This is a genomic window from Paludibacterium yongneupense DSM 18731 (genome assembly GCF_000422925.1).
GTDB lineage: Bacteria > Pseudomonadota > Gammaproteobacteria > Burkholderiales > Chromobacteriaceae > Paludibacterium > Paludibacterium yongneupense.
Genome location: NZ_KE383963.1, coordinates 6,040 through 21,165, shown reverse-complemented (window position 1 = coordinate 21,165; position 15,126 = coordinate 6,040). Strand labels below are relative to the sequence as shown.

The following is a 15,126-nucleotide window of genomic DNA, read 5'->3' as shown; positions in this document are numbered from 1 at the left end:
CATCGGCCGGCGTTTCGTGCTAGCTTTGCGTCAAGCGCAGCGACACAAGACATGCGTGGCGGAACCCATCTCAACAACTCATTCAGACATTCATGCAGGCTCATAAAAAACATAACATGACGGCGCTGACCGTGGCCGCCATGGGCGTGGTATACGGTGACATTGGTACCAGCCCGCTCTATACGCTGAAAGAGTGCTTCTCGGCAGCACACTTACCGCTGACGCAAGGCAATGTCCTCGGCATTCTGTCGCTGATTTTCTGGTCCATCCTGCTGGTGGTCACGGTCAAATACGTGGCTTTCGTGCTGCGCGCCGACAACAAGGGCGAAGGCGGCATCATGGTGCTGATGGCACTCGCGCGGCGCTTTCTGACCGGCCGCGCACGCATGTACATCATCATGCTGGGCCTGTTCGGCGCCGCGCTGTTCTACGGCGATGCGATCATCACGCCCGCGGTGTCGGTGCTGTCGGCCTGCGAAGGGCTGGAGGTCATCAGCGACGGGCTGGCCCGTTTCGTGTTGCCGATGGCGATCACCGTGCTGGTCGGACTGTTCCTGTTGCAGCGCTTCGGCACAGCCAGCGTCGGCAAGATGTTCGGCCCGGTGATGATGGTCTGGTTTCTGACCCTGGCGGTGCTCGGGCTGCACAATATCGTGCAGGCGCCGCAGGTGCTGCAGGCGATCAACCCCTGGCACGGTGTCGCCTTCATCCTCGAACACCGCTTCGGCGCCTTCCTGACGCTTGGCGCGGTCGTGCTCGCGCTGACCGGGGGCGAGGCGCTGTACGCCGACATGGGCCATTTCGGACGCAAACCCATCCAGCACGCCTGGTTCGTCGTGGTGCTGCCGGCCCTGATCCTCAATTACTTCGGCCAGGGCGCGCTGTTGCTGAGCCGGCCCGAGACACTGGAAAATCCGTTCTTCATGATGGCCCCGGCCTGGGCGCTGCTGCCCTTGCTGATCCTGGCCACGCTGGCGACCGTCATCGCCTCGCAGGCCGTGATTTCCGGCGCCTACTCGCTCACGCGCCAGGCCGTCCAGCTCGGCTACTGCCCGCGCCTCGTCATCGCGCACACATCGGAGCGCGAAATCGGCCAGATCTATCTGCCTTTCGTCAACTGGGCGCTGCTGGTCGCGGTTCTGATCGTCATCGTGACCTTCCGCTCGTCCGACAGCCTGGCCGCGGCCTACGGCATCGCCGTCACCGGCACCATGGCCATCACCTCGGTATTGTTCTTCGTGGTCGCCCGCATCAACTGGCGCTGGCCGCTGCCGCTGGCGCTCGGCCTGACGGCTTTGTTCCTGCTCATCGACCTGGTCTTTTTCAGCGCCAACATGCTCAAGATCACGCACGGCGGCTGGCTGCCGCTGATGATAGGACTGGTCGTATTCGCCTTGATGACGACCTGGAAACGCGGGCGCGAGCTGCTGTTCGAACGCATCCGCGAACATGCGCTGCCGCTGGAAAGCTTTATCGAAAACCTCGAGCACTATCCGCCGACCCGCGTACCCGGCACCGCCGTCTTCCTGACCGGAACCATCCACGGCGTACCGCACGCGCTGCTGCACAACCTGAAGCACAACAAGGTTCTGCACGAGCGGGTGGCGCTGATGACCATCAACACCGAAGATGTGCCTTATGTCGACCAGGGCTGCGTGACGGTCGAGCGGCTGTCGGACAGCTTCTGGCGCATCGTCGCGCGCTACGGCTTCATGGAAACGCCGGACCTGAACGACATCATGGCGCACTGCGAGCAGGCCGGACTGACGCTCGAACTGATGGATACCTCGTTCTTCCTGTCGCGCGAAACCCTGATCCCGACCAACAATTCGGGCCTCGCCCGCTGGCGCGAACGCCTGTTCCTGTGGATGAGCAAGAACGCCCTGCGCGCGACCGACTTCTTCAATATTCCGACCAACCGCGTCGTCGAACTCGGCGCACAGATCGAACTGTGACCGCGGCGGTCCGGCGGGCGACTCAGCCCGCCAGACCGCGCCGCAACCGCGACCAGTCGAAATACGGACCCGGATCGGTCTTGCGTCCGGGCGCGATATCGCTGTGCCCCGCCAGCTCGAGCGGCCCGGCCTGCGACAGCCCCTTCGCCAGCGCGATCAGCGTACGGTACTGTGCGTCGGTGAACGGTTCGTAGTCGCAGCCCTCCAGCTCCACCCCCAGCGAAAAATCGTTGCACCCCTCGCGGCCGCGCCAGCTCGAGACGCCGGCGTGCCACGCGCGCTTGCCGACCGGCACGAACTGCACCAGCTCGCCGTCGCGCCGGATGAAGAAATGCGCGGACACCCGCAGCGCATGGATATCGGCAAAATACGGGTCGGCAGCCGGGTCCAGGGTGTTGGTAAACAGCCGTTCGACCGCGTCACCGCCATAGCGGCACGGCGGCAGGCTGATGTTGTGCACCACCAGCAAGCCGGGCGGCGGCCCGGGCGGGTAATCGTTGCAGTTGGGCGAGGGCACATAGCGCACGCCGGCGACCAGGCCGTCGGCCCCCGGCACCCGGAGCGGCGCAGAGCCGTCGTCGCCGCGCTGGTAGACCAGCCGCCACAGGGCGAGACCATCCGCACCCTGCCAGCGCTTTTCGAGAATGAAACCGGCCTTGTGATAGAGCGCGATCGCCGGCGCATTGGCCTCGGCCGTCTCCACCGTCACCCGCGGCTCGCGCGCGAGCAGATCGTTGAGCAGGCGCAGGCCCCAGCCGCGCTGATGCACGTCGGGATCGACGACGATGCGTTCGATATGAACGCGCCCGTGCTCGCGGCTCACCGCCAGCAGACCGCGCAGGCATTCCCCTTCGAAGGCCCCGCTCACCTCAAGTTCGGACGCGAGCACGTCTTCGGGCGACGTCCACAGCCAGGGCAGGGCCGGGTAATCCAGCCACGCGGCCTCCAGTTCATGGGCACGGCATTGCAGGCGGTACGCTTCGCGCGCGAGCGCCTCCTCGTTCAGATCCAGGGCAAGGACAGTAAACGGAAGCATGGGCAGTCATTCTCAAATGACACGATGTTCCGATTCTAACGCGCGACCGCGGTCGGCGGCCATGCGCGTGCGCGGCGGCCGACCGGGCGACCGCCGCGCTCGTCCTAGTGGCCGCTTTCCGGCGGCGGCGCGTCCAGCGGATGCTCGGGAACGAAAGCAAGCAGGCAATGCCCGTTCAACACTTTGCCGTCCGGTGCCGTCCAGTGCACAGCCGCACCGCTTGCCTTGCCCTGACACAGCGCGACCGCTTGCGGCGGCGACATCATCATGGGGGGATGAGCGTGCCCGGGCATGGGCGGAGGCGCTTCATCGGCATGGGCGGCGGCGGACAGCAAGCCGACGAGTAAAGCACCGAGCAGCGGGAGGGTTTTCATGGTCAGTCTCCTGAATGGCGACGAACATCTCGTCGAACAGGAACGAGCTTAGGATGAAATAATGGAGGAATATTGGATCGGGACAGGATTGCATTTCCCCACGCGCCATCGCATGATGAACCGCCTTCAAACGGATCGCTACCTTGAAATTTCCTATCGCCCTGCGCCTGTTCTGCACCGTCCTGCTGACCTGCATGCTGGTGGCCGCCTGCGGCTTGTGGATGGTGCAGACCCGGCTCGAACAAGGTTTCGCAGGCTATGTGACCGAGGTCGAGCTGTCGCGTCTCGATGCCATGGTCAACCGCCTGCAGGGCGTCTACAGCGCCCGCCACGACTGGAGCGCCATTCCGCCAGCGGCACGCACGAACTGGCTGCCGTCGCAGTTCATGCGCATGCTCATCGATTCCGGCGGCATTCCGCCGGATGAACCGGCCGCGGCCGGACTGCCGTGGCCCGTGAAGCCGAAACCGTTCTCCCCGCCTCCGATACCGATGCCGATGGATCGTCTCGCCCTGCATGTGCGCGCGAGCCTGCTCGACGCCGACGGCCACTATCTGAGCGGGGCACAGACCACGGCGGACGATCCGCGCCGGGCGCTCCGGGTCGATGGCAAAGTGGTCGGTTACCTGGTACTGCGGCGGCAGGCCGACCCGCGCGACGTGCTGGTGCAAACTTTTCTGCGCGAGCAGAGTCGCGAATTGCTGCTGATCGGACTGGCCTGCATCGCCTTGAGCGCGCTGGCGGCGGCCATTCTCGCCACGCAGTTCCGCGCTCCCATCCAGCGCCTGGTCGGCGCGGCGCGGCAACTGACCGAGGGCCATTTCGACACCCGCATCGCGAGTCGGCGCAGCGATGAACTGGGCGAGCTCGCACATGCCTTCGACCGTCTCGCCGGCATGCTGGAACAGCATGAAGCGATGCGGCGACAATGGATAGCCGATACTTCGCACGAATTGCGGACTCCGCTGGCGGTCCTGCGCGCCCAGGTCGAGGCGCTGCAGGATGGCATCCGCCTGGCCGGACCCGAACAGTTCGCAGCCATGCACCGCCAGATTCTGACCCTGAGCAAGCTGGTCGAAGACCTCAATGCGCTGGCCAGCGCCGACGTCGGGCAGTTGGTATTGCGTGCGACTCTGCTCGACCCCTGGGAACTGGCCGTCGCCGAGGCGCAAGCCTCGAGTGACCGTTTCGCGCGCCAGCAACTGAAGCTGGAGTGGCAGGATCCCGCGCAGCGACCGCTGGTGATGGCCGATGCCGACCGCTTGCGCCAGGTCTGCGCCAATCTGCTGGAAAACTCCCTGCGCTATACCCACCCCGGCGGCAGCGTGCGGCTGAGCGCCTTCAGCGGCGAGCAGCACTGGACGCTGGTGGTGGAAGACAGCGCGCCCAAGGTGCCGGAAGAGGCCCTGCCGCATCTGACCGAGCGCTTCTTCCGGGTCGAATCCTCGCGCAGCAGGGCGCTCGGCGGCAGCGGTCTCGGCCTCTCCGTGTGCGAACGCATCGCACTCGCGCACGGTGGCGGACTGCGCTTCGGCGCTTCGGAACTGGGCGGCTTGCGCGTGGAATTCTTTATAGACAGGAGACCTTCATGAACGCACGTATCGCGATCGTCGAAGACGAACCCGAGCTGGCAGAACTGATGGCCGATTACGCGCGCCAGGCAGGCTTCGAGGTGCAATGCTTCGCCGACGGGCGCGCGGCCTGGCTGGCGCTGGCCGACGATGTCCCCGATCTGCTGGTGCTCGATCTGATGCTGCCCGGCATGGACGGGCTCAGTTTATGCCGGGCGCTGCGCGAACGCAGCGAGGTACCCATCATCATGGTCACCGCCCGCGGCGAGGAAACGGATCGTCTGACCGGGCTCGAGATCGGCGCCGACGATTATCTGTGCAAACCGTTCAGCCCGCGCGAACTGATCGCGCGCATCAAAGTCATCCTGCGCCGCAGCGGCAACGTGCGCGATGGCACGGGCAGCCTGGTATTCGACGACTCGCGCCATCTGGCGCTGTGCAACAACGTCGCGCTCGACCTCACGCCGACCGAGTACCGCATCCTGCAGGTCTTGTACCGCCACCCTGGCCACGTCTATTCGCGTGCGCAATTGCTCGACACGGTCAAGCCGGAGGGGCTGGACGTCACCGATCGCGCGATAGACAGTCATATAAAGAACCTGCGCCGCAAGCTCGCGCCGTTTCCTCCTTGCGACGAAGCGATCCAGTCGGTATACGGCGTCGGCTATCGTTGGCAGAGCGCTTGACGTCATCATGACAAGGGCAGGTTCGGGGCTTAGAATGGGGTCTCTGTCTTACTCGTGGCGCCGTCGCAGCTCGCGGCGCCGAACCGGCCTCAGCCATGCTTGCAGGAGAGTTCACCCATGCCGAAGCTCGATCCGTTCCCCCCCCTGGCCCCTGGCCTCGACGAGCCGATACAGATTCTGCTCGCCTGTCACGACAAGATCCGCCGCTTCTGCGATCAACTCGACCGCCTGCTGCCGTATATCGATGAGCATGGCGTCGACGACGCGGTAAAAAACAGCATCGATAACGTAGTGCGCTACTTCGACGTAGCCGGGCCGTCGCATCACAGCGACGAAGAAGACGAACTGTTTCCGATTCTGCGCGAGCGTATTGCATCGGCCGCGCCGAGGCTGGAACAACTGTCGGCCGAGCACGGCTACCTGCACTCGAGCTGGAACGCGATTCGCGACGATCTGATCGCCTTGCGCAAAGGCGAGATCACCGAGCTGAGCAGAGTCGAAGTCCAGGAGTTCGTGCGCCAGTACCGCGAGCATGCGGCCCTGGAAGAGGCATGGCTGATTCCGACCGCCGAAGCCACGATGACGGCGGAAGAAAAAAGGCTGGCCGGCCAACATATGGCCGCCAGCCGTCACAACGTCGAAATCTGAGCGCCGGGGCGTCGCCGCCCCGGGCGAGCGCCGCTCAGGCGGTCAGCGCCAGCAGATCCTCGAACGAGCGCACGAACAACTTCAGCCCGTCCTGTTGCAACTGCTCTCCCACCGCATCCAGATCGACGCCCGCTTCGCCCGCAAGGCGCAGCAGGCCGCGCGCCGCTTCGGCCTCCTGCACCAGCGTGGCGGCCGCTTCGCCGTGATCGCGGAACTTGTCGAGCGTCGCATCGGGCACCGTATTGATGGTTTCCGGTCCGATCAGGCTCTCGACGTACAGCACGTCGCGATAGGCGGGGTTCTTGGTGCCGGTCGACGCCCACAGCAGATACTGCGGACGGGCGCCGGCCTGCGCGAGTTTCGCGAACTCGGCGCCATGGAAACGTTCCTGGTAGCGCAGATACGCGGCCTTCGACAGGGCGACGGCAACCTTGCCGCGCAGGCTTTCCGGCAGTTGGCCGTCGACCAGGCTGTCCACACGCGACAGGAAGAAGCTGGCCACCGCCTTGATGCCGTCCAGCGCTTGCCCATCGGCCAGGCGCTGGCGCAGACCGTCGATATACGCGTCCCAGACTTTCTCGACCTGGGGCAGGCTGAACAGCAGCGTGATATTGACGTTGATGCCGTCGCGCGTGAGTTTGCGGAAGGCGATGACGCCGGCCGGCGTGGCCGGGATCTTGATCATCAGGTTCGGGCGTCCGACCGCCTGCCACAGGCGGCGCGCGGCGGCCAGGGTGCCGTCGGCATCGTTGGCCAGCAGCGGCGACACTTCGAGGCTGACATAGCCATCGTCGCGACCGCTTTCCTGATAGACGGGCAACATCAGATCGCATGCCATGCGCACATCGGGAATGACCAGCTCTTCGTAGGTACGCTCCGCATCGAGGCCGCGGCTCTTGAGCGCGGCGAGATCCTCGCGATAGCGTGCATCGGTGCTGATGGCCTTGTGGAAGATGGTGGGGTTGGAAGTCACCCCGGCGATGCCGTCTTGCTGGATCAGGCGGGCAAGTTCGCCACCCAGCAACAGTTCACGCGACAGATTGTCCAGCCAGATACGCTGGCCGAAAGGGCGAATGGCTTGTAAGCGGTTCATAACGTAGCGTCCAGGGATGAAGAATTATTATGACTACAGAATTGCCATCCTAACGCTACGCGCGGCGCAAGCCAAGCTCAAGCTCGCAGCACGCAGACAAATCCGCCACGGCGCGGGCCTGGGCCCGCCGCCGCCGCAGGGCACTAGACTTTGGCGTCGGGTTCCGCGATCCGATCGCGATTGAACACCACGCTGAAGGTACTGCCCTTGTCCGGCTCGCTGACGATCTCGAGGCGCGCCTGATGCCGCGCGATCACATGCTTGACGATGGCCAGGCCGAGGCCGGTGCCGCCGTTATTGCGCGAACGGCCGCGATCGACGCGGTAGAAGCGCTCGGTCAGGCGCGGGATATGTTCGCGCGGAATGCCGATGCCGTCGTCGCGGACCGAAAACGTCGCTTTCTCGCCGTCGTCGGCCCAGCTCAGGCGAATGCTGCCGCCGTCCGGGGTATAGCGCACCGCATTGGAGACCAGATTGCCGAAGGCCGAGTGCAGCTCTTGCGCACTGCCCCATAGCCAGGAGCCGCTGACCTGATCGAGACGGATATGATGCCGACCTTGCGACAAGCCTTCCGCTTCGACCATCAGCGTATCCAGCAACTCGCCCATATTGACCTTCTCGGTACCGAGCACCTTGGGACTGTTTTCCAGCCGCGACAAGGCCAGCAGGTCCTCGACCAGCGTCTGCATGCGCCGCGACTGCTCCATCATCATCGGCAGAAACTGGCGCAGGGCCGACGGATCGCTATCCGGCATATCGCTCAGCGTTTCGAGGAAGCCCCCGATCACCGTCAGCGGCGTGCGCAGTTCATGCGACACATTGGCGACGAAATCGCGGTGTACGGTCTGCACCCGCTCAAGCTGGGTAATATCGCGGCTCAACAACAGTTTGCGGGTCGAATCGAAAGGCACCAGCTGAATCGCCAGCACCAGCTCGCGCGGCTGCACCATTTTCAGGATGTGCGGCTGGCTGAAGCTGTCGGCCTTGATATAGGAATGGAAACCCGGCTGCCGGATCAGATTGAGCAGCAAATTGCCGACATCGCGCTTGCGGTCGAGACCGAAGTGCTCGACCGCCATCGGATTGAGCCACTCGATGCGATCGAATTCGTCGAGGACGACCACGCCATCCGGCATTGCCTCGCCGGCGTTGATGAAGCGCTCCAGCACGTTGGTCAACTTGCGCTTGCTCTGGCTTTGCGTGCGCACCAGCCGGTACAGGGTCATGAATACGTTATGCCAGACGCCGAAACCGTCCGGCACCCGCTCCGCCACCGGGTGCGTGAGCCAACGCAACAACATCGCCAGATGATAGAGGTGGAAAGCCAGGGTGAAACCCAGCCAGACCGCCACCGCGAGCACGCCATCCAGCGGACTGCCGCCCAGCCAGAACCCGATGCCGAGCGCGAAGGTCAGGGCCAGCCATACCAGCATGCGCCTCAGAAAATCTCGCAAGAGAACCCCTTATTGTTGCGTGGAAAAACGGTAGCCGGTACCGCGCACCGTCTGGATCAGATCGTCGTGCCGCGTCGCTTCCAGCGCGCTGCGCAGACGGCGGATATGCACATCGACCGTGCGCTCTTCGACAAAGACATGATCGCCCCACACCTGGTCGAGCAGCTGCGAACGCGAATGCACGCGCTCCGGATGTGTCATGAAAAAATGCAGCAACCTGAATTCGGTCGGACCGAGATCGATGGGCTGGCCGAGGCTCGTCACCCGGTGCGTGATCGGATCGAGCCGCAGGCCCTGCACTTCGACCGCATCGTCGGTCATCTGCGGCGCGCGACGGCGCAGCACCGCCTTGATCCGGGCGAGGAGCTCGCGCGGCGAAAACGGTTTGGTGATGTAGTCGTCCGCCCCGCTCTCCAGCCCCACGATCTTGTCCTGCTCGTCGGAGCGCGCGGTCAGCATGATGATGGGAATCGCACGCGTCCTCTCGTCGGCGCGCAGCTTCTTGGCGATGTCGATGCCGGATGCGCCCGGCAGCATCCAGTCGAGCAGAATCAGGTCCGGCAACGCGTTCTTGACCAGGGTCAGCGCCGCTTCGGCGGTACTCGCGCGCAGTACGTGGTGTCCTGCCTGCGTCAGGTTGAAGGCGATGAGTTCCTGAATGGCGGGTTCGTCTTCAACGAGCAGTATATTAGCGGCCATGGCGATCCAATGAGGGATTGAGCAATTATGGCAAGGATAGGAACTAACGATTACAGAAATATGACATTTCTTGGAAAATGAGACAGCAAATTCCCGCTTGTCGCCGCCGGGGCGAGGGCATGGACAAAAAAAACGGGCCTGTCAGATGGACAAGCCCGGAAAGGTCGTCGTCAACAATCCAGACAATGACTTGAGACCAGGGACAAAGAGATCACCAGGACAGTCGGTCCGCGCCACAACGGGAACAAAGGCACGGGCCGAGCGAATCCGGCAGCGAACGATTCGGCGCAAGCGCTTTGCCGTCCACTCGCTGCGTATTGTACGGCTGCGCCGATGCATGTTTAATGGTGTTCAGTCGTATTTTCGCAGCACTTGCTTTGGATTATAATTTTATCTGGCCAATTTTCCTTTTTTTCCAAACCATGGATCGCTTTGACAAGAAAATTCTCGCGGCTCTGCATGAAAATGCCCGGATTCGCTTCACCGAACTCGCGCGCCATGTGAATCTGTCTGCACCGGCAGTCGCCGACCGCGTGGAAAAGCTCGAACGCGCAGGCGTCATCCGCGGTTATCACGCCACGATCGATCTCGGCAAGCTCGGCTACCCGATCCAGTGCCTGATCGAACTGACGGTCAAGCACCTCGACTACTTTTCCGTGGTCGAGCAGGTGAGAGGCATGCCGGAGATCGTCGAGTGCTTCTCGGTCACCGGCACCAGCGGCCTGACGATCAAGGCGGCGGTCGACACCATGGCCACCTTGCAGGAGCTGATCGCCCGGCTGATGCAGTTCGGCGACACCAAAACCTCGATCGTGATCGACGTCCCGGTCGCGCCGCGCATCCCCGAAATCCACGCCGAAGACTGAAGCGCAGGCTGCGCGGCCCCCTACCAGGCCAGGCGCAGGCCGAGTTTGAGCTGCCAGGCCTGCTGCAGCGGCCCGTGCGCATCGTTCAAGACGAGGTCGCCGTATAGCCAGCGCGCACCCGGCCCCCATTGCATCTTGAATCCCGCCCCATAGCTCATCCAGCTGCCCCCCATATCGCCGGGGATGGCGAGTCCGTTCAGGTCGACAGTCATCGTGCCATTATATTGATGCCACCAGGACGCCTTCAGATGGACATCCCACGGATGCGCGTCCCCGCTGCGCATCAGGCCGAACACGGCGCCGACCCGCCCCAGCGTCGACGTCGCCCCTCCTCCGCTCACGCGCAGGCCATCGCTGGCGACAAAGCTGTCGCCATCCTGCCGCAGCATCAGCACTTGCAGTTGCGGTTCGATATAGCTGCCATTGCTCTTCGCCCCGAACCGTTGCCCCACTTCGGCGCCGGCCAGGTAGTAGGGCGTCTCCGCACTTGCGTCGACGATCGCGCCGGCCGTATCGCTCACGCTGAATTGATGCTGGGCCCAGCCGGCCATGGCCGTCAGATCGAGGTAGCGCTGCTGCTCGCCCTGCCAGGTGGCGTAAGCGCCCAGATAGCGGGTGTCGAGCGCGGCACTGCCATCGGCCGCCGCCGGCGTGGCATGGGTGACACCGAGGAAGCCGCCGAACACCCAGTCGCCATGCCCGGCATCGGCGCCCATCTGCACGCCGGAATACGGTTCGCTCCAGCTCTCGCCGCCCGGCCCGGCCAGCACCGACACGCCGCCGCCATAGGCGTTGAGCCATACCCCGCGCGCGTCCCGGCCCGCGCGGATCGCGTCCAGCCGCTGCTGCAGCGCCATGCTCTCGAGCAGGGCGAGCGCCAGGCTGGCGTCGAAGGTGCGCACCGCCGTCACCGCGGTGCTGGTCAAGCCGGCCTGACCGTTGTCGAGGCTGGCGCTGCCGGTGTCGGCATTGGTATAGAGATACCAGTTGCCGTCGCTCCCCTGCTTCACATCATATTTGTACGCGCCCACTTCCAGCAGATGGGCGAGCGAGAATCCGGCCGTGCCGGCCGCCAGACTCCGGGCGACGAGCCCGGTGCCGGCCGTCTTCGCCGTTGCCAGCGTGGCCGATGCATCGACCACCTTATGCTGGTAAGTCGGGTCGACGGCGGTGCTGCCGTCGTTGACGATCGCAAGCTGATGCTGACCGCTGTAGCTCCGGGTCAGCACCAATAGATCGCCGCGGCGGGCAGCCAGGTTTTCATGCATGACAAAACTGCCGCCGCTGCCATCCAGCGTTCCCACGGTCAAGGTCTTGTACGCTCCGCCGGGAACAAAGGCCACGCTGCCGCCGTTCAAGGTCAAGTGATCGATAGGCGCCACGCCGTTTTCATACACTTGCACGCTGCCGCCCGTGTTGATCGCGGCCTGCGACACGATGGCGCCGGCATACAGGTTCAGCATGCCGCCGGAATTCACCAGGCTGCCGCTGGCCATCCCGCCGGAACTGACGTTCTGGGCGCCGCCGTTTTCCACCAGCGTCGAGGCGGCGACGCCGCCGGCAAGCAGGTCCTGCCGGCCGCCGGAATGGACGATGGCGGACACCGCCCGGCCGTTGGACGACACCGTCTGCATCCCGCCGGCGGACAGCTGCGTGGCCGACGCCAGGCCGCCATCCAGAATCGTCTGCGTTCCGCCCTCTGCCACCGTACCCGAGGTATCGATCGCGCCGGAGAAGACCCACTGCGCGCCCCCCACGATCTGGCTGCCAGTCGCGCGGGCCCCGGACTCCAGATTTTGCGTGCCGCCACTCGCGACGGTCATCGCCGAGGCTATGCCGCCGGACAACACATCCTGCACGCCGCCGGCGCTGACCCGGCCGCCGGTAGCGAGGCCGCCGGACGACACATACTGCACGCCCCCGCTAGACAGCATGGTCGCCGAAGCCACGCCGCCCGCCAGAATCGTCTGCGTCCCGCCCGCCGCCAGCGAAGCCGAAAGATCGAGCGCACCGCTGGACACATTCTGCACGCCGCCATGAATCAGGGCCGCCTGCGCCACACCGCCCGCCGATACATTCTGTACCCCGCCGCTCGCGACGAGCGTCGCCGACGCCACCCCGCCGCTCAATACATTCTGCGTGCCGCCGTCATCCACCACACTCGAACCGGCGATCGCGCCGGAGGCGACATTCATGCTCCCGCCGCTCAATATCGACGTTTCATTCACGATGCCGCCCGCCATGACGTTCTGCACGCCCCCCGCGGCCAGCGTGGTTCCGGTGGCGATGCCGCCGGAATTCACCGTCTGGGCACCGCCGTCGAGCACCTGCGTACCGCGCGCCGATCCGCCGGAGGACAGGGTTTGCGCACCGCCCGAGGAGAGAATGCTGGAAATCGCCAGACCGCCCGAATCCACCGTCACCACGCCGCCGCTGCTCACCGAGGTCGCCGATGCCACACCGCCGGCACCGACCGCAAGTTGCCCGCCGCCGAGCAGCGTCGTGGCCGAGGCGACACCGGACGATGCGACAGTCAACCCGCCACCGCTGCTGACCGTCGTACTCGTCGCCAGACCGCCGGACAGGTTTACCGCGCCGCCGCCGGCCACCGTGGTATTCAGAACATAACCCTCGGGGTAAACGTTTTGCACACCGCCGCTGGCCACCGTCGCGGAGTAGGCGCTGCCCCCGGCAGAGACGTTCTGCACGCCGCCGCCGAGGATGGCGGTCGCCGACGCCACCCCGCCGGAAACGGTTTGCAGGCCGCCGGCGCTGATCGCCGCCGACACGGCGAGCCCACCGCTAGACACGTTCTGCGCGCCGCCGCTGGATACCGCCGTCATCGATGCGACCCCGCCGGACAGGACGTTCTGTGCGCCACCTGCGTTTACTGCGCCCGATACCACCACCGCGCCGGAATAGAGATTCTGTGCGCCCCCCTGCAGCAAAGTCCCTTGCACCGTCGCCCCCGACGACACGTTCTGCTCACCGCCGCTGTTCACCGTCGTCGCCGATGCGACGCCACCCGCGAGCACATTCTGCGCGCCGCCCGAGCCCACGGCAGCCGACAGGGCGAGCCCGCCAGCGGACACATTCTGCGCGCCACCGCTGTTCACCGTCGTCATAGACGCCACGCCGCCGGAGAGCACATTCTGGGCGCCGCCCGAGTCGACCACGCCCGACGCCACCGCCGCGCCGGAGAATATATTCTGCTCGCCCCCGAGCAGCCGGGTCGCCTGCACCGTCGCCCCGGACGACACATTCTGGGCGCCGCCGCTGCTGATCGTCGCCGCCGACGCCACCCCGCCGGACTGCACATTCTGCACTCCACCCGAGCTGATCGCCGCCGACAGCGCAAGCGCACCGACAGACACATTCTGCGCCCCGCCGTCCGTCACCACCGTCGCCGAGGCCACACCGCCGGACGACAGGTTCTGCACCCCGCCCGAGCCGACGGCGGCCGACAGCGCGAGCCCGCTGGCGAACACATTCTGCGTGCCGCCCTCGATCGCGGTCGCACTGGCGACCCCGCCCGAATTCACATTCTGCGTGCCGCCGTCAGCCACCGTCGTCGCCGACGCCACCCCGCCGTTCTGCAGATACTGCACGCCGCCCGACGCCACCTCTCCCGCCAGCGCGCTCCCCCCGTACACTACATATTGCGTGCCGCCCGCCAGCTCAAAGCCCTGCGCGACGCCGCCGCTGGACACATACTGCACGCCGCCGCCCGACACCGTCGTCGCCGAGGCCAGCCCCCCCGCCGACACCTGCTGCACCCCGCCCGAGCTCACCGTGTCCGCGCTGGCGACGCCACCGGACAGGATACGTTGCACGGCACCCGAGCCCACGGCCGTCGCCGATGCCACCCCGCCGGAACTGACCGTCTGCGCGCCCCCCGCCGCCAGCGTCGCCCCCTGCGCCAGACCGCCCCCGGTGATCACCTGCAGCCCGCCACTATTCACCGCCGTCGCCGACGCGACCCCACCGCTCCACACATACTGCACGCCCACCGAACCGACCGCGGTCGACGTCGCCGCCGCGCCCGAGTACACGTTCTGTATTCCGCCGTCGGTCAGCAAGGTTCCCTGCGTCGCCCCGCCGGCCGAGACGTTCTGGTAACCGAAGCCGCTCACCGTCGTTGCCGACGCCGCCCCGCCGGACAACACCGTTTCGGTGCCGCCGCCGCTGACCACGCTCGCGCTGGCCAAGCCACCGGAAGCGATCGTCTGCTGCCCGCCGTAGAGCACGGTGGTCGCCGATGCCACCCCGCCGTTCGACACGGTTTGCGAAGCGCTCGCCGCGAGCGTGCCCGACAGCCCCAGCCCGCCCGAGCCGATGGCGACCTGCCCACCGCTCGACACCAGGGTCGTCGAAGCCACGCCGCCCGAACCGACGCTGAGCAGGCCGCCGTTATTCACCCATGTCGCACTCGCCTGGCCGCCCGAACCGGCACTGAGCAAGCCACCGCTATTCACCAGCGCTCCGATCGCCTGGCCGCCTTGCAGACTGGCGACGCCGCCGCTGTACACCGTCGTCCCCACGGTCTGGCCCCCGGACGAGACGGTCTGCACACCGGCATTGAACACCAGGGTCTGCGAGGCGACACCGCCGCTCAGCACCGTTTGCGCGCCCGCGCTGGAAACCATCGTCGAGGTCGCCGTCCCGCCGCCCGACACGCTCTGCAAGCCGCCGCCCGATACCGTGGTCAGGCTCGCCACCCCGCCGCCGAACAGATTCTGCACCC

General features: G+C 65.7%; 11 protein-coding genes and 1 pseudogene. 5 read left to right on the top strand and 7 right to left on the bottom strand.

Annotated features, from left to right (window positions below; translation table 11 throughout):
- Window positions 1–92 precede the first annotated feature (92 nt).
- Complete coding sequence (gene kup / locus G520_RS0120555; RefSeq protein ID WP_028537303.1) at window positions 93–1,955, top strand: low affinity potassium transporter Kup; 1,863 nt, start codon at window positions 93–95, stop codon at window positions 1,953–1,955.
- Window positions 1,956–1,977: 22 nt separating this feature from the next.
- On the opposite strand, the gene ampD is transcribed toward kup, so the two are convergent.
- The 3 genes and pseudogenes from ampD to G520_RS23665 form a co-directional block, all read right to left on the bottom strand.
- Complete coding sequence (ampD, locus tag G520_RS25610) at window positions 1,978–2,553, bottom strand: 1,6-anhydro-N-acetylmuramyl-L-alanine amidase AmpD (RefSeq protein ID WP_425516763.1); 576 nt, start codon at window positions 2,551–2,553, stop codon at window positions 1,978–1,980.
- A gap of 21 nt (window positions 2,554–2,574) precedes the next feature.
- Window positions 2,575–2,991 (bottom strand): annotated as a pseudogene (locus tag G520_RS25605) (GNAT family N-acetyltransferase); the annotation flags it as partial.
- 104 nt (window positions 2,992–3,095) lie between these two features.
- Window positions 3,096–3,365 (bottom strand): hypothetical protein, encoded by a 270-nt coding sequence (locus tag G520_RS23665; RefSeq protein WP_036666717.1) that lies wholly within the window; start codon window positions 3,363–3,365, stop codon window positions 3,096–3,098.
- A gap of 143 nt (window positions 3,366–3,508) precedes the next feature.
- On the opposite strand from G520_RS23665, the gene G520_RS0120540 reads away from it, so the two are divergent.
- The 3 genes from G520_RS0120540 (at window position 3,509) to G520_RS0120530 (ending at window position 6,270) form a co-directional block, all read left to right on the top strand.
- Window positions 3,509–4,957: an ATP-binding protein gene (locus G520_RS0120540; RefSeq protein ID WP_028537301.1), complete on the top strand. Its 1,449-nt coding sequence runs from the start codon at window positions 3,509–3,511 to the stop codon at window positions 4,955–4,957.
- Window positions 4,954–5,622 carry a response regulator gene (locus G520_RS0120535; protein WP_028537300.1) on the top strand — a complete coding sequence of 223 codons (669 nt, stop codon included), beginning with the start codon at window positions 4,954–4,956 and terminating at the stop codon, window positions 5,620–5,622. The genes G520_RS0120540 and G520_RS0120535 overlap by 4 nt, the downstream gene beginning before the upstream one ends.
- 117 nt (window positions 5,623–5,739) lie before the next feature.
- A complete protein-coding gene (locus tag G520_RS0120530; protein ID WP_028537299.1) occupies window positions 5,740–6,270 on the top strand; it encodes a hemerythrin domain-containing protein in 531 nt (176 codons plus the stop codon).
- 34 nt (window positions 6,271–6,304) lie between these two features.
- On the opposite strand, the gene tal is transcribed toward G520_RS0120530, so the two are convergent.
- The 3 genes from tal to phoB form a co-directional block, all read right to left on the bottom strand.
- The gene (gene tal / locus G520_RS0120525; RefSeq protein WP_028537298.1) at window positions 6,305–7,363 is read right to left on the bottom strand and encodes a transaldolase; all 1,059 of its coding nucleotides are present in this window, start codon (window positions 7,361–7,363) and stop codon (window positions 6,305–6,307) included.
- A gap of 143 nt (window positions 7,364–7,506) precedes the next feature.
- The gene (phoR, locus tag G520_RS0120520; protein ID WP_028537297.1) at window positions 7,507–8,817 is read right to left on the bottom strand and encodes a phosphate regulon sensor histidine kinase PhoR; all 1,311 of its coding nucleotides are present in this window, start codon (window positions 8,815–8,817) and stop codon (window positions 7,507–7,509) included.
- A gap of 9 nt (window positions 8,818–8,826) precedes the next feature.
- On the bottom strand, window positions 8,827–9,516 hold the full coding sequence (gene phoB, locus G520_RS0120515) for a phosphate regulon transcriptional regulator PhoB (protein ID WP_028537296.1): 690 nt from the start codon (window positions 9,514–9,516) through the stop codon (window positions 8,827–8,829).
- A 422-nt stretch (window positions 9,517–9,938) separates the two neighbouring features.
- Here phoB and G520_RS0120510 point away from each other — a divergent pair, with 422 nt between their 5' ends.
- Complete coding sequence (locus G520_RS0120510) at window positions 9,939–10,382, top strand: Lrp/AsnC family transcriptional regulator (RefSeq protein ID WP_028537295.1); 444 nt, start codon at window positions 9,939–9,941, stop codon at window positions 10,380–10,382.
- A gap of 20 nt (window positions 10,383–10,402) precedes the next feature.
- On the opposite strand, the gene G520_RS24175 is transcribed toward G520_RS0120510, so the two are convergent.
- Window positions 10,403–15,126: AIDA repeat-containing protein (locus G520_RS24175; RefSeq protein ID WP_169449867.1), on the bottom strand; the 4,724-nt coding region annotated here is incomplete at its 5' end.

Bases quoted from the DNA above. Each gene is read 5' to 3' on its own strand.
- kup (WP_028537303.1), top strand. From the start codon at position 93: ATGCAGGCTCATAAAAAACATAACATGACGGCGCTGACCGTGGCCGCC.
- G520_RS23665 (WP_036666717.1), bottom strand. From the start codon at position 3,365: ATGAAAACCCTCCCGCTGCTCGGTGCTTTACTCGTCGGCTTGCTGTCC.
- G520_RS0120535 (WP_028537300.1), top strand. From the start codon at position 4,954: ATGAACGCACGTATCGCGATCGTCGAAGACGAACCCGAGCTGGCAGAA.
- G520_RS0120530 (WP_028537299.1), top strand. From the start codon at position 5,740: ATGCCGAAGCTCGATCCGTTCCCCCCCCTGGCCCCTGGCCTCGACGAG.
- tal (WP_028537298.1), bottom strand. From the start codon at position 7,363: ATGAACCGCTTACAAGCCATTCGCCCTTTCGGCCAGCGTATCTGGCTG.
- phoB (WP_028537296.1), bottom strand. From the start codon at position 9,516: ATGGCCGCTAATATACTGCTCGTTGAAGACGAACCCGCCATTCAGGAA.
- G520_RS0120510 (WP_028537295.1), top strand. From the start codon at position 9,939: ATGGATCGCTTTGACAAGAAAATTCTCGCGGCTCTGCATGAAAATGCC.